Source organism: Streptomyces sp. JL2001, assembly GCF_050917515.1.
Classification (GTDB): domain Bacteria; phylum Actinomycetota; class Actinomycetes; order Streptomycetales; family Streptomycetaceae; genus Streptomyces.
Genome location: NZ_CP169421.1, coordinates 7,259,631 through 7,278,519, shown reverse-complemented (window position 1 = coordinate 7,278,519; position 18,889 = coordinate 7,259,631). Strand labels below are relative to the sequence as shown.

General features: G+C 72.0%; 15 protein-coding genes. 8 read left to right on the top strand and 7 right to left on the bottom strand.

The window, feature by feature from the left end; all coding sequences use genetic code 11:
- Nucleotides 1-250: 250 nt before the first annotated feature.
- A complete protein-coding gene (locus ACE1OA_RS32495; RefSeq protein WP_432753818.1) occupies nt 251-1,363 on the top strand; it encodes a hypothetical protein in 1,113 nt (370 codons plus the stop codon).
- 390 nt (nt 1,364-1,753) lie between these two features.
- Here ACE1OA_RS32495 and ACE1OA_RS32490 read toward each other — a convergent pair whose 3' ends face one another.
- Together ACE1OA_RS32490 and ACE1OA_RS32485 are read right to left on the bottom strand one after the other, a co-directional pair.
- Complete coding sequence (locus tag ACE1OA_RS32490) at nt 1,754-2,314, bottom strand: HdeD family acid-resistance protein (RefSeq protein WP_356601646.1); 561 nt, start codon at nt 2,312-2,314, stop codon at nt 1,754-1,756.
- A gap of 204 nt (nt 2,315-2,518) precedes the next feature.
- Complete coding sequence (locus ACE1OA_RS32485; RefSeq protein ID WP_432753817.1) at nt 2,519-3,055, bottom strand: ATP-binding protein; 537 nt, start codon at nt 3,053-3,055, stop codon at nt 2,519-2,521.
- Between the two features lie 225 nt (nt 3,056-3,280).
- Here ACE1OA_RS32485 and ACE1OA_RS32480 point away from each other — a divergent pair, with 225 nt between their 5' ends.
- The 3 genes from ACE1OA_RS32480 to ACE1OA_RS32470 all read left to right on the top strand — a co-directional run bounded on the left by ACE1OA_RS32480 (nt 3,281) and on the right by ACE1OA_RS32470 (nt 5,144).
- Complete coding sequence (locus ACE1OA_RS32480) at nt 3,281-4,147, top strand: GyrI-like domain-containing protein (RefSeq protein WP_386545814.1); 867 nt, start codon at nt 3,281-3,283, stop codon at nt 4,145-4,147.
- 149 nt (nt 4,148-4,296) lie between these two features.
- Complete coding sequence (locus ACE1OA_RS32475) at nt 4,297-4,857, top strand: GNAT family N-acetyltransferase (protein ID WP_432753816.1); 561 nt, start codon at nt 4,297-4,299, stop codon at nt 4,855-4,857.
- A gap of 113 nt (nt 4,858-4,970) precedes the next feature.
- A complete protein-coding gene (locus ACE1OA_RS32470; RefSeq protein WP_356601650.1) occupies nt 4,971-5,144 on the top strand; it encodes a hypothetical protein in 174 nt (57 codons plus the stop codon).
- Nucleotides 5,145-5,216: 72 nt separating this feature from the next.
- Here the strand turns inward: ACE1OA_RS32470 and ACE1OA_RS32465 are convergent, their stop codons facing one another.
- The 4 genes from ACE1OA_RS32465 to ACE1OA_RS32450 all read right to left on the bottom strand — a co-directional run bounded on the left by ACE1OA_RS32465 (nt 5,217) and on the right by ACE1OA_RS32450 (nt 10,475).
- Complete coding sequence (locus tag ACE1OA_RS32465; protein ID WP_432753815.1) at nt 5,217-6,491, bottom strand: ricin-type beta-trefoil lectin domain protein; 1,275 nt, start codon at nt 6,489-6,491, stop codon at nt 5,217-5,219.
- A gap of 382 nt (nt 6,492-6,873) precedes the next feature.
- Entirely contained in the window at nt 6,874-7,884 is a 1,011-nt protein-coding gene (locus ACE1OA_RS32460) for a quinone oxidoreductase family protein (RefSeq protein ID WP_432753814.1), read from the bottom strand.
- Nucleotides 7,885-8,241: 357 nt separating this feature from the next.
- A complete protein-coding gene (locus ACE1OA_RS32455; protein WP_147981444.1) occupies nt 8,242-8,445 on the bottom strand; it encodes a cold-shock protein in 204 nt (67 codons plus the stop codon).
- Between the two features lie 140 nt (nt 8,446-8,585).
- On the bottom strand, nt 8,586-10,475 hold the full coding sequence (locus ACE1OA_RS32450) for a ricin-type beta-trefoil lectin domain protein (protein ID WP_432753813.1): 1,890 nt from the start codon (nt 10,473-10,475) through the stop codon (nt 8,586-8,588).
- 310 nt (nt 10,476-10,785) lie between these two features.
- Between ACE1OA_RS32450 and ACE1OA_RS32445 the strand changes: the two genes are divergently transcribed.
- The 4 genes from ACE1OA_RS32445 (at nt 10,786) to ACE1OA_RS32430 (ending at nt 18,013) form a co-directional block, all read left to right on the top strand.
- Nucleotides 10,786-11,766: a LacI family DNA-binding transcriptional regulator gene (locus ACE1OA_RS32445; protein WP_432753812.1), complete on the top strand. Its 981-nt coding sequence runs from the start codon at nt 10,786-10,788 to the stop codon at nt 11,764-11,766.
- A gap of 99 nt (nt 11,767-11,865) precedes the next feature.
- Nucleotides 11,866-14,958, top strand: coding sequence for a glycoside hydrolase family 3 protein (locus ACE1OA_RS32440; protein ID WP_432753811.1), 3,093 nt, complete (start codon nt 11,866-11,868; stop codon nt 14,956-14,958).
- Between the two features lie 261 nt (nt 14,959-15,219).
- On the top strand, nt 15,220-16,683 hold the full coding sequence (locus tag ACE1OA_RS32435; protein WP_356778540.1) for a basic amino acid/polyamine antiporter: 1,464 nt from the start codon (nt 15,220-15,222) through the stop codon (nt 16,681-16,683).
- A 64-nt stretch (nt 16,684-16,747) separates the two neighbouring features.
- Entirely contained in the window at nt 16,748-18,013 is a 1,266-nt protein-coding gene (locus ACE1OA_RS32430) for an arginine deiminase (protein WP_432753810.1), read from the top strand.
- Here ACE1OA_RS32430 and ACE1OA_RS32425 read toward each other — a convergent pair.
- Nucleotides 17,988-18,839: a hypothetical protein gene (locus tag ACE1OA_RS32425; RefSeq protein WP_432753809.1), complete on the bottom strand. Its 852-nt coding sequence runs from the start codon at nt 18,837-18,839 to the stop codon at nt 17,988-17,990. The genes ACE1OA_RS32430 and ACE1OA_RS32425 overlap by 26 nt on opposite strands.
- Nucleotides 18,840-18,889 lie beyond the last annotated feature (50 nt).

Sequence of the window (18,889 nt, the reverse complement as noted above, 5' to 3'; positions counted from 1 at the left end):
ACCCGAATCGTGGCCGGGCGCAAGGGAGTTCCGAGGTCTCCGCGCCGGCGGATGGGCACGGTCGTGCGGGGTGACGACGGTCGGCGGCGAAAGCCCGCCCCGGCCCTGCCTCACGTGCCCGGGTTCGCCCGCCGGCGGTCACCGGTGCCCGAGCCGACCGAAGCCGGGACCCTGGGACCGCCTCTGACCTCGCCTTATCATTGGCCTGGACTATTGCGGAGAGTGATCAGCTCGGGAATGATTCCCCGTCGTGACCCTCTTCCTCACCGTCGTCGTCGGCGTGTTCCTCGCCGTGCTCTACCGCCTCGTCATCACCCCCCGCCGTGTCACCGGTTGGGTCGGAGAGCACTTCGTGGCGTCCGCCTACGGCCTTCCGCCCCGTGAACAGCTCGACCCGCGGCGCCCCGGCCCGCCCCCACCGGCGCATCGGGCGGAGGAGAGGCAGGCCGTGGCCGAGGCCGCGTGGGAGGGAGACTGGAAGCCCGCCGAGCGGTACGTCCGCGCGGCAGGCGAGGACTGGGACGAGCGCTGGGCCCGGTTGGAGCTCCTGCAGCAGGTCGCCCGGGAGGACGACGCCTGGCTCCACGCCTGGCGCGTCGCCGAGCCCGGGAACTGCGACGCGGCCACGCTCCACGCGAGCATCACGGTCCACCGCGCCTGGGAGATCCGGGGCAGCGGCTACGCCCACGAGGTCATGACCTCGGACATGAACCGCTTCCGCGCGATGCTCCCGGCCGCGATCGAGGAGGCACGGCAGGCCGCGCTGCTGGACCCCGCCGACCCGGGCCCCTGGGTCGTCATGGTCACGGCCGCACGCGGAGCCCAGTACAGCCGCGCACAGTTCAAGCCCCTCTGGGCAGGGCTCGTCGCCCGCGCACCCCACCACTACGAGGGGCACTGGCAGGCCCTCCAGTACTGGTGCGCCAAGTGGTTCGGCAGCGACCGGCGGATGATGCGGTTCGCCCGCCAGGCCGTTCGCAAAGCGCCGCCCGGCAGCCCGCTCGCCGGAATCTACCTGCACGCGCTGAACGAGCTCACCGACCGGCCCATCTCCGCCGCGCTGCCCGTCACGCCGATGACGAGGAACCTGCTCAAGCGGATAGCCGCCTCGTTCGACCAGGTCGAGCCCGACGACGAGCGTCTGCCGACCCTGCGCCACCTGCTGGCGCACTACATGCTCCGGTCGATGATGTACGCGCCCGCCCTGGAGCAGTTCCGCCTGATCGGGCCGTGGTGCGGCGCCCATCCGTGGCGCGCGGACGGGAACCCGGCGACGGCTTTCGAAGTGGCCCGCGGCACGGCCGCGAAGCTGTCCCGGACCCGTCCCTCCGCCACGCCGCAGGTCTACGGGATGGGCCGCTGAAGAGTGCTCCACGGATCACCGGGGAGCCCTCCGACACAGCACCGCCTCGCGGCGGTCGGACGTGTCGTCACATCCGACCGCCCGCGAGGTCGGTCGACGCCGACCTGGTGGTCGTTTCCGGTCGGAGCACCGGAAGGCGCCGGGTGCGCCAGGCGGGGGCCGACGCCACGGCATATGCCCAAGGTTCTTTCGCGCACGACCCTGTTGCATCCGAGCCCCCCGGTGGCAAGGTGTCCCTGCGCGGTCCTCGCAGTCCACCCCCGGAGAGGGAACGCGCGACGGCCCCGCCCGCCCCGCGGCGGCGGGGCCACGCCGCCCCTCCCGGCTCCCCACGGGAGGGCTGTGGCGCGCCCGCGCCGGGTCACGCCCCGCCCCGGGACCTCCGACGGGTCACCGTGACCGGCCGCCCGCGCGGCCTCGCCGCACGGCGTCGACGGCCTGCCGGCAGCCGAAGAGGAAGGTGTGGGCGCCGAAGAGCACGGCGACCACCAGCAGCGTCGCGTCGGGCCAGGTCAGAGCGAGGATCCCGAGGACCACGCTCGCCGCACCCAGAAGCCCCGCGGTCAGGCGCCCGCTCTCGCGGTCCTTGAGCGCGGCGGCCGTGCGCAGGACTCCGGTGACGCAGAGCACGACGCCCAGGATCACCCGCAGCAGGTCCAGGGACAGGTCCGGCTGTGCCAGGACCAGGACGGCGGCCACCAGCCAGAGGAGGGCCGAGGCGACCTCCGCGAACGGCTGCTCCGCCCGGGACGCGTGGAAGAGCTCGGTCAGCCCCGTCGCGGCGAGCGCCACGGCCACCACCACGAGAAGGACGGTGAGGGACGCGAACGGCCGGAAGACCAGTACCAGCCCGACGGCGGCGCACCCCACCCCGGCGCACAGGGCGAGCCACCAGGGAATCCTGCCGAGGGCGCGCGCCGCCGTGTCCCCGGCCTCTCTCACCGACCGCATGCCCGCCAGCCTCTCGCCGGGCCCGCGCCGCCCTCGCTCGGCGGACCGGCGGCGGGCGCCCACACGTCTCTCCCCACAGCATGCGGCGCGGCCGCTCCTCCCGCACCGCCAGGGCATCCTGCCCGGCGGCGGGAGCGGAGCGGCCGCGCCGCCGGCCCGTACGGGGCCTCGGTTCCCGCCTCCGGGCGGGACCGAGGGTGCCGGCTACACCACGAGGAGGGGCAGGGAGGGGACGGCGACGGCGACAGGGGCCGGCGGGCGCGTCCCACGGGCGGAGAGACGGCCGGGCGCCGGCCGTTCCCACTCCGTCACCGCGCCGCCCGCGCCGCCATCGCCGCCCGCGTCGGCCGGGAGCGCGATCTCGGCCCAGGTGGTGTGGCTGTCGTCCGAGAGGCGCGATCCCCAGCCGGAGCACAGGGCGTCGATGAGGAAGAGGCCCCGGCCCCGCTCCCCGAGCGTGAAGGACGGGTGCCGCCACCGCGCGCGGACGCGGGCCACGTCCATTCCGCGCCCCGCGTCGCCGACCTCGACGTGGACGGCCCCGCCGGCCGGAGCGAGTACGACGGACAGCGTGACCGGCGGTCCTCCGTGCAGCGAGGCGTTCGCGATCAGCTCGGTGACGACGAGCATCACGTCGTCGACGACGGAGGCGCACCCGCGGGCCGTGAGGCCGGCACGGATCTGCCCCCGCAGGACGGTCTTGCTTTCCGGTGTGCGTGCACACCCCTCAACGATCCTCATCGGACTACACCCCAAAAGACGCTTTACCTGTCATTCGGCACGAGAGCCCCTCTCGGATTGCCTGCCGAGCGGATTTCCCCGGTTCCCGGCCGTTTCCGCAGGCGATCGCGGGGTCGCGCGGGCGCCTGGCCCGGTGATCGGCACCCGACCGGTTCGGGCACGGATCGTCGGGTCCGGCAGGGTGGGTCCTTCCTAACGTGGTGGGCGAAAGGGAAGGAGCGCGGGATGCTGGAACGGCTGAACGAGGCCATGGAGCACATCGAGTCCCATCTGGATCAGCCGATCGACGTGGCCGAGCTCGCGCGGACGGCGATGACGTCGGAGTACCACTTCCGGCGGATGTTCTCGGCCCTCGCGGGCCGGCCGTTGTCGGAGTACGTCCGGCGCCGGCGGCTGTCCGTGGCGGGCGCCGAGGTGCTCGCCGGTGAGCGGACGCTGCTGGACATCGCGACGCGGTACGGCTACGGCTCGGGCGAGGGGTTCGCGCGGGCCTTCCGTGCGATGCACGGGGTCGGTCCGGCCGACGCCCGGCGGACCGGTGCCGCGCTGCAGTCCCAGCCCCGGCTCTCCTTCCGACTCGTCGTCGAAGGGAACAGCAGCATGCGATACAGGATCGTGGACAAGGAGACCTTCCGTGTGGTCGGCAGGAAGGCACGGGTGCCACTCGTCCACGAGGGCGTCAATCCGGCGATCGCGGCGTTCATCCGGGGCATCGGCCCCGACACGCTGGAGCGGATCGCGGCCTTGTCGGACCAGGAGCCGGCGGGCGTCGTCGCGGTGAGCGACCAGCTCGACCCGAGCCGGGCGGAGGGCACCGAACTCGACTACTACCACGGGGTGGCGACCTCGGCCGACGCCCCCGAGGACATGGACGCCCTGTCCGTCCCGGCGGGGTCGTGGGCCGTCTTCGAGAACGCGGGCCCGTTCCCGCAGGCACTCCAGTACCTGTGGCGGGACGTCTTCACCCAGTGGTTCCCGTCGAACCCGTACCGCAGCAGGCCGGGCCCGGAGATCCTGCGGGTGAGCCTGTCGGAGGACGCGACGGAGGCGACCGCCGAACTCTGGATCCCGGTGGAACGCGCCACCGTCTGAGCCACGCGCACGGGGCGGAGCGGGTCGGGAAAACCGGCCCGCTCCGGGCCGCGCGGCCTGCCGGACCGCCCACGGGAAACCTCGGGCCTCGCGCCGGCTCCGTGAGAAGATCCTTTCGCCCTGCCGCATGGCGACCGTGGAAGGTGACGATGTACGCGATATCCCTGGGTGACGACGGTGCCGAGCTGTGTCCTCTCGAAGCCTGGCAGGCCGGGGAGTTCCTCGCCCACATCGACCGGGGGCGGGAGTTCATCGGCCGGCACAACGGGCTGCCCGACGTCGTCACGGACCTGGAGTCGAGCCGCGCGTTCCTCCAGGCGTACGCGGACAGGACCGCGGCGGACACCGGCCGCATCCACGGCATCCGGAGCGACGGCGTACTGGTCGGGGCGGTGATCCTGCGGACGCTGGACGTGACGCAGGGGCTCGCCGAGGCGGGCTGCTGGCTGGAGCCGGCGGCCGTCGGCCGGGGTCTGGTCACCCGGGCCGCGCGGGTTCTGCTGGACTGGGCCTTCGACAGCAGGGGCGTCCACCGGGTGGAGTGGGTGGTGTCCGCGGGCAACGCGCCGAGCATCGCCGTCGCCCGGCGTCTGGGGATGACCAAGGACGCCGTCCTGCGCGAGAGCCACCTCTACCGCGGCCGGCGTCACGACGAGGAGGTCTGGTCCGTCCTCGCGCCCCACTGGCGGGCCGCCCGGCAGTCGTCCTGACCCCGTGCGCGGCCCGGGCGGGCGAGGGGCGTCAGCGCGGCCGAGGTTTCCGGGAACCCGGCACACCGCGTGGAGCGTCCTTCGCTACGAGGCCGGTCCGAGGGGGGTACAGGATGAACGACGAAGCCGAGAACCGTGGTCCTGACGAGGGCGGTGTCCGCCGGCAGAACAAGTGGTGGACCATCGGCACCCTCGTCGCGCTGGTGGCGTGGGCCGTCTTCCTGTTCTCCCTCTACGAGGATCCCGGCCCGATCTGCGGGACGGGCCAGGACAAGCACCCCTGCTGAACCGGCTCTGCCGGCAGTGCCTCCCGCGGCGCCGGTGCGGCGGCCGCGGGAGGCGTGTCGGGGGGCCGCCGGTCAGCCCACCGTCCACTTCTGGTTCGCTCCGCCGGAGCAGGTCCAGAGCTGGAGCCGGGTGCCGTTGGCGGAGCTGTTGCCCGTCGCGTCCAGGCACTTGTCGGCCTGCGGGTTGACGATGTCCCGGGCGGCGGTGGCGACCCAGCGCTGGGCGGCCGTGCCGTTGCACTCCCAGAGCTGGACGGGCGTGCCGTCCGCGGTGCCGCCGGAGGCGGCGTCGAGGCACTTGCCCAGTGCCCGGATCGTGCCGTCCGCGCCGACGGTCCACTGCTGGGCCGCGGTGCCGTTGCAGTCGTAGAGCTGCACCGGGGTGCCGTTGGCCGTGTTGGCGGCGGTGACGTCGACGCACTTGCCGCCGAGTCCGCTGATCCGTCCCGCCGTGCCCGGGCTGTCCCCGGTGGTGACGCGGACGTGGTCCACGACGAGCTGCTGCGGGAAGGCGGTGGAGCCGTCCGGGTCTCCGGGCCAGTAACCGCCGACCGCGAGGTTCAGGATGAGGAAGAAGGGCTTGTTGAAGACCCAGGTGCGGCCACCGAGATCGGCGGGCGTACGGGTCTGGTAGACGGTCCCGTCGACCGACCAGGTGATCCGGTCGGGGGCCCAGTCCACGGCGAAGGTGTGGAACGCGTCGGCGAACGCCTGTCCGCCGGGCAGCGTGTAGCCGGCGCCGATGCCGCCCGCTCCGGAGTAGCCGGGCCCGTGGAGGGTGCCGTGGACGGTGAAGGGCTCGAAGCCGACGTTCTCCATGACGTCGATCTCGCCCGAGTTCGGCCAGCCGACCTGGCCGAGGTCGTTGCCGAGCATCCAGAACGCCGGCCACATGCCCTGGCCGCGGGGCACCTTCATCCGTGCCTCGACCCGGCCGTACTGCGCGGTGAAGCGTCCTGCGGTGTTCAGCCGGGCCGAGGTGTACTCACAGCGGCCGTACCAGCAGTTGTAGTTGCCGGGGTTCTCACGGCGGGCGGTGATGACGAGATGGCCCTGGCCGTCGAGCGCGGCGTTGGCGGTACCGGCCGTGTAGTACTGCCGTTCGTGGTTGTTGACGTTGTCGCCTGTCTCCAGCTGCCAGCGACCGGCGTTGACGGCGGCGCCGGCGGGCCCGTCGAACTCCTCGGCGAACGTGACGGCGGCCGCCTGGGCGGCGGGCTCCGCCCGCGTGGCGCTCGCGGCGGCGGGACCGGGAGCGGCGGCCGCGAGGCCGAGTAACAGGGCGGCGCCCGCGAGGGCCGACAGCGCCGACCTCAGGGGGCGTCGGGGGGTGCGGGAGGAGTGCATGGCTCTCTCTTCCGTGTGGGGGGAGGAGTGGGCCCCTGCCGGAGGCCGAGGGCCGCAGGGAGACGGCAGGTAGGCATGGGCATGACATGACTCCACGTCCGGCAGATGGCCACTTCTTTGTTGCCTACCTGATTTAAGAAGTAAGTTAAGTGACCGTCAAGAGCCTGGCGGGACCTGGCTGTTCTGTCCCGGGAGGTTGTGGACGGGTGAGCCAGGTCTCGGCTGAGGGATCTTGAAGGGGTGTGACCCAGACACGCCGGAAACCCGCCAGAACTGGATCTCGGCCTGCTGAGCGCCTGACGCCGTCGGGGACCTTGGCGATGACGGTCGGCCATGCCCTCGGCATCTCGGTCTCCAAGATCCCCGACCTCGTCACCCGCGATCAGCTCGGCGTCTCCTCGCGGCGTCCCATGGCGGCCGCATCGGGTACGACGAGCAGCTTGCCGGTGGTGCGCCGAGCCTCCAGGTCGCTGTGGGCCCGGGCGGCCTCGGACAATGCGTAGCGGCCCGTCACGGTGACCTCGAGCGCCTTGGAGCGCACCCACTCGAACACATCGGCTGCCCGTCGGAGCAGTTCGGACCGATCGGCGATGAAGTCCCCGAGGCTGGGCCGGATCAGGGTCAGCGAACCGCCGTGGGCGAGCCGAATCGGATCAAACGGAGGCACGGCACCACTTGCCGCGCCGAAGAGCACGAGATGGCCGCGGGTTCGCAGGCTGGCGAGGCTCGCATCGAAGGTGTGCGCGCCGACGCCGTCGAAGACGACCGGCAGTCCCTGACCGCCGTTGAGCCGCCTCACCTCGGCTGCGAGATCGTCGACCGCGGAGGAAAGGATCACCTCAGCGGCCCCGGCACGCTTCGCCAGCTCGGCCTTCGCCGTGGTCGACGTCGTGCCGATCACCCTGCCGCCGAGATGGGTGATGAGCTGGGTCAACAGCAGCCCCATGCCACCAGCAGCCGCGTGCACGAGCACCGTGTCGCCCCCCTGAACCGGGTAGGCGTCCTTGACGAGATAGTGCGCGGTCATGCCTTGGAGGAGCACGGCGGCGGCCGTCTCGAAGCCGATATCGTCGGGCAGCGGCACCAGCCGGGAGGAGTCCACGACGGCCCGCTCGGCATACGTGCCGGGAATCTCCACCCAACCGACCCGGTCCCCGACCGCGACGTCAGCGACGCCGGGTCCCACTTCGACGACCGTGCCGGCGCCCTCGGAGCCCGGGGTGAAGGGCAGCGGGACGCTGTACCGGCCTTCGCGATGGTAGACGTCGAGGAAGTTGACCCCGGATGCGGCGACCTCCACGACCGCCTCGCCCGGACCCGGCCGCGGCGGGTCCACCTCGGCCTCCCGCAGCACCTCGGGACCGCCCACTTCGTACACCTGAATCGCTCGCATGACCCCTCCGATGATCGGCTCGTCCCACCACCAACCCCGTTGATGGCGATCCGATTCCCGGCGAGCAGACCAGCCCGCCACCCCCGCCGAGAGCTGAGACGCCTGCTTTGCACCGGGTCCGGGACAGGACCGAAGCCGTCAAGGGTCGACGCATGCACCACCGCCGCTTCCGCACCGCCTTCGGCCAACCACCGCAACCGGCGCAGCCTCCGGGGCCCCAGCCCGCACGGGCTCCGCACCGCCGGCGCTCACGGCGCGGACCGGTCCGCCCGGCTTCATCACACGGGAGCGGACATGCCGACGGCGCCCGTACCGCGGTACGGGCGCCGTCGGCGACGAGAGACGCGAGGCCGGGTCTCAGCCGCGAATGATGTTCTCCGCCTGCGGGCCCTTCTGGCCCTGCGTGATGTCGAAGGTGACGGTCTCACCCTCCGTCAGTTCGCGGTATCCGTTGCCGGAGATGTTGGAGTAGTGAGCGAAGACGTCCGGTCCGCCGCCGTCCTGGGCGATGAAGCCGAAGCCCTTTTCGGAGTTGAACCACTTCACGGTGCCGCTGGCCATGCTTGTCCCTCTGGTCAATTCAGCAGCGGCACGGACGGCCGCTGCGGCGCGCACTGCGAGCGCCTGATCCAGTATTCCCCGTCCCGCCCCGTGCCTACACCCTTTGGCCCGATCTTGTCGGGCGACATCGGACGGCACGGTCACTGCAGGCGCCACTTCTGGTTGGCCGCGCCGGTGCAGGTCCAGATCTGCGCCCTGGTCCCGTTGGCGGAGCTGTTGCCGGAGGCGTCCAGGCACTTGTCGGCCGGCACGTTCACCAGATCGGCCGATGCCGACTCCGGTCGCCACTGCTGGGCGCCGGAACCGTTGCACGTGTGGAGCTGCACCTTGGCGCCGTCGGCCGTCGCCCCGGAGGTCACGTCCAGGCACTTGCCGAGCGCCCGGACCGTGCCGTCGGCGCGTACGGTCCAGCGCTGGGCCGCCGTGCCGTTGCAGTCCCAGAGCTGGACGGCCGTACCGTCCGCGTCGGCGCCGCCCGCGACGTCGAGGCACTTGCCGGCCAGGCCCACGAGGGTGCCGGTCCGCTCGGAGCCGCCGTCCTGGCCGCCCGACCAGGTGAAGGTCGCGGACGTCCGGCCCGGCAGGGAGTAGGTGTAGCGCTGGGATCCCCAGTTGACCGTGAGGGTCTGCGCCGCGGTGGAGTCGTTGTAGGCGATGAGCGCCTTCGAGCCGTCCGGGTTGCGCCAGGCGACGTTCGGTACCGCGGTGCTGCCGGTGGAGGCGATCCGGTGCGCTCCCGGTTTCACGAACTTCGTCAGGTGCCCCATCGTGTAGTACTCGACGGTGTAGTCCACCTGGCCGTGCCGGGAGTCGCCGTTGTGGACCGTGATCAGCCCGTCGCAGGTGCCGCAGCCGCCGTTGTGCGGTCCCCGGTTCTGGTCGACCGCCAGGGACCACTTGGTCACGGACTTCGCCCAGTTGCGGGTGTAGTCGATGATGTTCGTCATGTCCTCGCGCTGCTGGTGCCCGATCCAGGTCCCGCCGGAGTGTTCGGTCTGGAAGGCGTCGAGCTGCGGGTAGCGGTGGTGGACGTCCGTCTGCTTCGCCACGTCGCCGCCGTAGCCGTGCCAGGCCACGCCGCCGAAGTTCGGGTGGTCGCGCACGGCCGCGTCGTCGACCGTCTGGGCGGCGTAGGCGTCGTAGGTGTCCCAGTTCCAGTCGTGGGCGAGGACCTTCGCGCCGAGGCCCGCCGACCGGAGCTTGGGCAGCAGCTCGCTCCTGGTGAAGTAGGCGAGGCCCGAGGCGTTCCAGCTCATCGACGGGTAGCCGGCACAGCAGGTCGGCTCGTTCTGGGCGGTGACGTAGTCGACCGGGACGCCCTGGTCCCGCCACGCCTGGAGGTACTTCACGAAGTAGTCGGCGTAGGCGCCGTAGTGCTCGGCCTTGAGCCAGCCTCCGTTGAGGGAGCCGCTGTCCTTCATCCAGGCGGGCGCGGTCCAGGGGGAGGCGACGAGCGTCAGCCCGGGGTTGAGCTGGCGGGCCTGCCGGGTGAGGGGCAGGACGTCCTGGAGATCGTGGGCGAGGGTGAACCTCGCCAGGGTGGGGTCGGTCTGACCGGCCGGCAGGTCGTCGTAGGTGTAACCGAAGCGGGCGAGGTCGGAGCCGCCCATGGGGTTGCGTACGAAGGAGAGCCCGATGCCCTCCGTCGGTGAGAAGAGCTTCCGCATCGCCTCGTCGCGGGTCGCCTGGGAGAGGGCTCCGGAGCCCTTCATGAGCCAGGCGGCGGTGTCCGTGAAGGAGGCGCCGCCGCCGGTGAAGGTCTGGTAGCGGGTGTTCTCGTCGACGGTGATGTTCGTGCCGCCACCGCCGGTACCGGCCTGGAAGGCGACCGGGGCCTGCTGCTGGAGGCCGCGGGTGACGTGGCGCCCTCCGGCGTCGTCGGTGGTGGTGAGCCAGATGTTCACCTGTTCGCCCGCGGCCTGCGCGGTGCCGGCGGTCAGACCGGTCAGGCCGGCCGTGGCGAGGGTGCCGGCGAGGAGTGCCCTCGCGAGCCGGCGGCCGAACCGCGGCCGCTGCGTCGATCGGATCATGGCGGTGCCCTTCTCGGCGGAGTGTGGGGGTGGCGCTGTGGACCGAGTGATGGACCGAGGCGTGAGTGAACTGCCCCCCGGGTCACCCGTCAAGGCTTCTCGCATTCAGACCTTGAACGAACAACTCCCGCCTCGAGACGTGAACTTGGGAATCCAGCCGTTGTCGACGTGAACTCTTGACGGCATGGCGGCCTGCCTGTTGACTCGCCGCACCGCGCCGGAACCGGTTCCGGAAGCGGTTCCGACAGCGATGTCAGCACACGGCGGCCGGTGCCCGTACCGCCGTCCGTCACCGACGGGGAGGCCCCTGATGCGTGTCACGATCGCCGACGTCGCACGTCAGGCGGGTGTCAGCAAGACGACCGTGTCCCGGGTCCTGAACGCCGGTGCCGAGGTGGACGCCGGCACCGCCGCCCGTGTTCGTGAAGTGATCGCCGGCCTGGGCTACGTACCGAGCTCCGGGGCGGTCGGCCTGGCGCGTGGCAGCAGCCGCATCATCGGCATGCTGACGCCGTCGCTCACCTGGCCGTGGATGGGCGAGGTGCTGCAGGGCGTCGTCGACACCGTCGAGGCGGCCGGTTACGGGCTGCTGCTGTTCACCTGCAACCGGGGCGCGGACTCGGTCGGCCATTTCGCCGCCCAGGTCTCGGCCCGGGCCTTCGACGGGCTGCTCGTCGTCGAGCCGGAGAACACCCTCGACACCATCACGGCCATGCACCGGCGCGGCCTGCCCGTCGTGATGATCGACGACCGCGGCCACCACCCGCTCTTCCCCTCGGTCGCCACCACGAACCGGGCCGGCGGCGCGTCCGCCGCCGCGCACCTGCTCGCCTCGGGGCGCACCCGCCCCCTTGTCGTCACCGGACGACGTGACTTCGGCTGCGTGCGCGAACGGCTGGCGGGGTTCCGCGAGGTCATGCCCGCCGATCTGGTCATCGCGGGCGAGTTCACCGAGGACACGGGGCGCTCGGCGGTCGAACAGGCGCTCACCCAAGGGTGGGACTTCGACTGCGTCGTCGCGCACAACGACCTGATCGCCGCGGGCGCGCTCCGGTCCCTGCGCGCGGCGGGGCGCGTCGTCCCGGACGACGTGGCCGTCGTGGGCTTCGACGACATCCCGATGGCCCGGCACACCGAACCGCCGCTGACCACGGTCCGCCAGCCCATGCGCCGCATGGGCGAGACTGCCGCCGGAATGCTGCTCGCCGCACTGGCCGGCGAGCCCGTCCCCGTCGAGCCGGTCGTCCTGCCCACCGAACTCGTCGTCCGAAGCTCCGCACCGGCCCGCTGATCCGGCGCGGGCCGCGTCGCCGACCCCCCGTCACCTTCCCTGCCGCTGTCCCCCGTTCCCCTGTCACCCGCACGTCCGTGTCGCGCAGAAGGAGCCGCAATGCCACGATCTCGCCTCGGGATCCGCTTCAGGAGCAGAACCAGTACGGCGGCGATCGCCGCCACCGCCCTCCTCGGCGGGCTCCTCGCCGGAGCCCTGCCGAGCGCCGCGGCCGACGAGCCCGCGCCGGTGGCCGTCGACCGCTTCGAGGGGGAGGTGCCGTTCGCGAATCCGCCCGCGGAGGGCATCTTCACCTGGGGCAGCGACGCCGACGACCCGCCGACGCTGCGGATCGCCGACCGGGCCGACGCCCCCGAGGGCGGCAAGGTCCTCGAAGGCGGCTACGACATCAGCGGCTGGGGCGGGTTCAGCCACGACTTCGCGTTCGACAAGCCGGCCCACGACTGGACCGCAGCCAAGGGCATCCGGTTCTGGTGGTTCGGCCAGAACACCGCTCCCCTGCCGCCCGGCTCCGGCAAGCGCATCCACTTCGAGCTCAAGGACGGCGGCGCCAACGGCGAGGCCTCGGAGCTGTGGACGACGTCCTTCACCGACGACTGGGAGGGCTGGCACCTCGTCGAGATCCCGTTCTCCGACTTCCAGTACCGGGCCGACTACCAGCCGGTCGGCGGCATCGACCAGGTCCTCGGACTGAACGAGATGTGGGGGTACGCGCTCACGCTGCCTCCCGGCGCGCCCGGCCGCTTCGCCCTCGACGGCGTCGAGCTGTACGGCAAGGCGGAACCGGCCCTCACCACCAAGGTCGTCGTCGGCGCCGGGGTGTACCCGGTGACCGAGGGCGGCACCGCCGACGTGAAGGTCTCGGTCGCCACCACCGGCTCCGGGCCGATCGCCGAACCCGTCACGGTCGCGTACACCACCGGCGCCGGCAGCGCCGAGTCCGGTGCGGACTACACCCCGGTCTCCGGCACCGTCACGTTCCCGGCGGGCACCGCCTCCGGCGCGACGCGCACGATCGCCGTGACCACCAGGAAGGACGGCGCGGCCGAGTCCGCGGAGACGGTCCCGCTGACGCTGACGGTCACCGGCGCCAAGGCCCCGGCCGAGAACCCCGTGGTCGTGGTGGACGCGCACGGGCTGCCGTACCTCGACAAGCGGCTGCCGGTGAAGAAGCGCGTCGCCGACCTGCTGGCCCGCATGTCCCCGGCGGAGAAGGCCGGGCAGATGACGCAGGCCGAGCGCAACGCCCTGCGGTCGCAGGGCGACATCGCCGCCTATGACCTGGGCTCGCTGCTGTCCGGCGGCGGGTCGGTGCCCACGCCCAACGCGCCCGAGGCCTGGGCGAAGATGGTCGACGCCTACCAGCTGCGCACCCGGGCCACCCGGTTCCAGATCCCGCTGATCTACGGCGTGGACGCGGTGCACGGCCACAACAACGTGATCGGTTCGACGATCATGCCGCACAACATCGGCATCGGCGCGAGCCGTGACGCGAAGGTCGCCGAGCGGACCGGCGCCGTGACCGCGAAGGAGGTGCGGGCGACCGGCGTCCCGTGGGACTTCGCCCCCTGCCTCTGCGTGACCCGCGACGAGCGCTGGGGCCGTTCCTACGAGGCGTTCGGCGAGGACCCGGCTCTGGTGACGGCCATGGAGACCGTGATCAACGGCATGCAGGGCGCCCGCAACGGCAAGGACCTCGCGCGCAACGACAAGGTGCTGACCAGCGCCAAGCACTTCGTGGGCGACGGCGGCACCGCGTTCGGCTCCTCGACCACGGGCTCGTACACCATCGACCAGGGCGTCACGAAGGTCACCCGGGAGGAGCTGGAGGCGGTGCACCTGGCACCGTTCGCCGAGGCCGTGAAACGCGGTGCGGGCACCGTCATGCCGTCCTACTCCTCGCTGGACGTCCTGGGCGACGACCAGGGCCCGGTGAAGATGCACGCCAACGCCGAGATGATCAACGGCGTCCTGAAGGACCGCATGGGCTTCGAGGGCTTCGTGATCAGCGACTGGCAGGCCATCGACCAGATCCCGGGCGACTACCCGAGCGACGTCCGGACCTCGGTCAACGCCGGGCTGGACATGATCATGGTGCCGACCAACTACCAGGACTTCACCAGGACCCTGAAGGACGAGGTGGCGGCCGGGCGGATCCCGCAGTCCCGGATCGACGACGCGGTGTCGCGGATCCTGACGCAGAAGTTCCGGCTGGGCCTGTTCGAGCGGCCCTACGCGGACACCACGAACCTGGCCGCGATCGGCTCGGCCGAGCACCGCGCGGTCGCCCGTGAGGCCGCCGCCAAGTCCCAGGTGCTGCTGAAGAACGAGGGCGCCGTCCTGCCGCTGAAGAAGTCGCAGAAGGTGTACGTCGCCGGTTCCAACGCCGACGACCTCGGCAACCAGGCCGGCGGCTGGACCATCAGCTGGCAGGGCGCCTCGGGCCGGACCACCACCGGCACGACGATCCTCGAAGGCATGCGGAAGGCCGCGCCGGACGCGCGGATCGACTACTCGAAGGACGCCTCGGCGGCCGTCGACGGCTACGACGTCGGTGTGGTCGTCGTCGGCGAGACCCCGTACGCCGAGGGCTTCGGCGACGTGGGCAACGGCAACGACCTCGAACTGACGGCCGCGGACAAGGCGGCCGTCGACAGGGTCTGCGCCGCGATGCCGTGCGCCGTCCTGGTCGTGTCCGGCCGGCCGCAGCTGATCGGCGACCGGCTCGGCGCGATCGACGCGCTCGTCGCGTCGTGGCTGCCCGGCACCGAGGGCGACGGCGTCGCCGACGTCCTCTACGGGAAGCGGCCCTTCACCGGCCGGCTCCCCGTGACCTGGCCGAAGTCCGAGGCGCAGCTGCCGATCAACGTCGGCGACGCGACCTACGCCCCGCAGTTCCCGTACGGCTGGGGTCTGACGACCCTGGGCGCGCAGCCGGCGCCGGTCGGCGGCGAGGTCACCCTGAAGGCCATCGGCCTGGCGGCCAAGGTCCTCCAGGCGGCCGGCCGGGGAACGTCGCCGGAAGGGGCGGAACTGGTCGGCCGGGCGCGGCTCGTCGTCCAGCACCGGATCGGGCAGGACATCACCGAGGCGACGGCGAAGCCCTTCGCCGAGGCCGACCACCTGCTCCTGACCGGGGACCTCACCGGCGCCGTCGGCAAGCTGACCGCCGCGTACCGGGCCGCGGGCTGATCGAGGCACTCCCCTGGCGGCACTCGCCCGCTCCGTCACCCCCGGGTGGGCGGAGCGGGCGGGTGCCGCTCGTGCGTGGGGCTCCGTTCCGGGGTGGCGCGGGCACGAACGGATCATTCGAGCGGACAATACCGACAAAAAGGGCTAGATTTCCCACTCGGTGAGCGTGCGTGACAACCACGCCCGTCCCTTCCTCGAACCGGGGGTCCCCTTGACTCAGGATGAGCCGGCCACGGTCCGCGCCTGCCGACGAGGTGGTCGATGACCGCGGCGGACACCGGAGCCGGCGCGACGACCGACAGCGCCCCGCCGGCGGCCAAGCTGACCCTCGTCACCCTGACCATGATGGTCGTGGGCTCGATGGTCGGAGCGGGCGTGTTCTCGCTGCCCAGCCGCTTCGCCCAGGAGACGGGGGTCGCGGGCGCGCTGATCGCCTGGACGGTCGCGGGCCTGGGCATGCTGATGCTCGCCTTCGTCTTCCAGTCGCTCGCCGTGCGCCGCCCCGACCTCGACGCGGGCGTCTACGCCTACGCGAAGGCGGGCTTCGGCGAGTACCTCGGCTTCTTCTCGGCCTTCGGCTACTGGGCCAGCGCGTGCGTCGGGAACGTCACGTACTGGGTGCTCATCATGTCGACGATCGGCGCGATCGCGCCCGCGCTCGGCGACGGGGACACCCTCCTCGCCGTCGTCCTGTCGTCCTTCGGACTGTGGGGCTTCTTCCTGCTGATCCGACGCGGCGTCAAGGAGGCGGCGGCGATCAACCGGATCGTGACGGTGGCCAAGGTCGTCCCCATCCTGGTCTTCGTGATCCTGGCGCTGTTCTACCTGGACACGTCGGTGTTCGCGGACAACTGGGCCGGTGCCGACTACGCGGGGTCGCTCTTCGACCAGGTCCGGGGCACCATGCTCGCCACGGTCTTCGTGTTCCTCGGCGTCGAGGGCGCGAGCGTCTACTCCCGGCACGCCAAGCGCCGCGAGGACGTCGGGCGGGCCACGATCCTGGGGTTCCTCAGCGTCTTCGCCGTCTTCGCCTCGGTCACGATCGTGTCGTACGGCATCCTGCCGATGGCCGAGATCGCCGAGCTGCGGCAGCCCTCGATGGCCGGGGTCCTGGAGGCGGCCGTCGGCACCTGGGGCCAGGTCTTCGTCAGCGTCGGTCTCATCGTCTCCGTCCTCGGCGCCTACCTGGCCTGGACGCTGATGGCCGCCGAGGTGCTGTTCGTCGCGGCCAAGGACAAGGACATGCCGCGGTTCCTGAGCCGTGCCAGCTCGGCCGACGTGCCCGTGCCCGCGCTGCTCATGACCACGCTGCTGAGCCAGGTCATCCTGGTCGTCACGATGTTCTCGGACGACGCGTTCAACTTCGCGCTCGACCTCACCAGCGCGCTGAGCCTCATCCCGTTCCTCCTCGCCGCGGCCTTCGCCGTGAAGGTGGCCCGCGCCCCGGCCGGTGATCCGGCCGTGGCGGGGCGGAGCACCCGCGGGGAACTGGTCGTGGCCGTCGTGGCCACCCTCTACACCGCGTTCCTGCTCTACGCGGCCGGGCTCAAGTTCGTCCTGGTCTCCTTCATCCTCTACGCGCCCTCCACGTTTCTGTTCGTCAAGGCGCGTCGCGAGCAGAACCGGCGCCCCTTCTCGCCCGGCGAGGCCGCGCTGTGCGCCGTCTCGATCGCCGGCGCCGTGATGGGCGTCGTCGCCCTGGCCGTGGGCTGGATCGAGCTCTGAGCAGCCCCGGCCCGCTCCACCTCCCGGCCCCGCCCCGCGCCGCCGCATCCCGGAAAGGTCCCCCATGACGAGCCACGACACCACCGACTCCCGGCCGGCCCTCGGCGTCCACTCCGAGGTCGGACGGCTGCGGAAGGTCCTCGTCTGTTCGCCGGGGCTCGCCCACCGGCGGCTGACGCCGACGAACTCCGACGACCTGCTCTTCGACGACGTGATGTGGGTGGAGAACGCCCAGCGCGACCACGCCGACTTCGTCAACAAGCTGACCCAGCGGGGCGTCGAGGTCGTCGAGCTGCACAACCTGCTCACCGAGACGATGGCGATCCCCGAGGCGCGGGAGTGGCTGCTCGATCGCAAGATCATCGCCAACGAGGTGGGGCTGGGGCTCATCGACGACACCCGGGCCTTCCTGGAGTCGATCGCTCCGCGTGCGCTCGCCGAGTACCTGGTCGGCGGCCTGTCGACGGCGGACCTGCCCGAGGACCACCGCTCCGGTTACGTCTCGCTGGCCCGCGAGGCCACCGGCGCGCGCGAGTACCTGATGCCCCCGCTCCCGAACACCCTCTACACCCGGGACACCACGTGCTGGCTGTACGGCGGCGTGACGCTCAACCCGCTGTACTGGCCCGCCCGGCACGGCGAGACCCTGCTGATGAAGGCCGTCTACCTCTTCCACCCCGACTACCGGGGCAGCACCGTGTGGTGGGGCGACCCGGAACAGGACTGGGGCCAGGCCACGTTCGAGGGCGGCGACATCATGCCCGTCGGAAACGGGGTGGTCCTCATGGGCATGAGCGAGCGCACCTCCCGTCAGGCCATCACCCAGGTCGCCCTCTCGCTGTTCGCGAACGGCGCCGCACGGCACGTCGTGGTGGCCGGCATGCCGAAGCTGCGGTCGGCGATGCACCTGGACACCGTCTTCACCTTCGCCGACCGCGACATCGTCACCCTGTACCCGCGGATCATGGACGCCGTCCACACCTTCTCGCTGCGGCCCGCCGACCGGGCACCCGGTGTCGAGATCACCGACGAGGGCACGACCCCGTTCGTCGACGTGGTCGCGAAGGCGCTCGGCCTGCCGGAGCTGCGGGTGATCGAGACCGGTGGCGACGTCTACGCCTCCGAGCGCCAGCAGTGGGACAGCGGAAACAACGCCGTCGCCCTGGAGCCGGGCGTCGTCTTCACCTACGACCGCAACACCCAGACGAACACGCTGCTGCGCAAGGCGGGCGTCGAGGTGGTCACCATCGTCGGTGCCGAGCTGGGGCGGGGCCGCGGCGGCGGCCACTGCATGACCTGCCCGCTCATCCGTGACGCGGTCGACTTCTGACCGGAGGAGCGGCGGGCAGGACCCGGTCGGGGGTGTCGGCCTCCAGGGCCGCCTCGTCGGCGTACACGCGGAAGCTCCCGTCGGTCAGGCGCAGCACCGGCCACGTCCAGTTCTCGCCGGCCTCGGGCACGAGCACCTGGGTCGTGGCGCGCTCGGCGTCGTGGACGACCACCGTCATGATCGAGCAGCCCAGATGTCCCATGGAGGGGATCAGCTGCTCCGGGTGGTCGTCGGGGCCGCTCGCCTCCACGACGTAGAACCGGTCGTCCAGCCAGTAGCCGGCCTCGTCCAGCCAGAGGTCCGGCGCGAGGCGTACCCCGTCGACCCAGACGCCCACCGGGTCGACGGGCGGTCCGAGCCGCAGGTGCACGGCTCGGTGCCGGTCGTTCCCGGAGAACTCCACACGGAGACCCAGCGGGGACCAGCAGTCGATGAACGAGCTGCACGCGCCGGGGACGGGACCCGAGCGGATCCTGGAGCCGGCCGGCGGGTCCTGCCGGCAGAGCCGCGGGTCGCGGCAGGGCCGGTCGACGCGGCGGCTGCAGCCGAGACCGAGGGCCGCGCAGTCGCGCGGGGCCGCCCGGGTGAGGATCTCGGCCAGACGTTCCCGGTGCCGCTCCACGTCGTCGGAGGCGGATCTGTCGGGGCGCCCGTCCGTCCACCAGGCCCGGAGTTCGCGTCCGGTCGGCGAGATCTCGAGCCACTCGTGCCACACCTCGATCTCCCAGCGGTGCGGGGAGAAGTCGTCGTCCACCGGCGGCCCGGTGTCCGGCGGTGCCTCCTCGATCGTCGCAGGCGTCTTCTTCCTGCCCCAGCGCCATCGCACAGCGGCTCCCCCGCTCCCCCGCGGCCCGGCACTCCGGCCGGCTCCCGTCG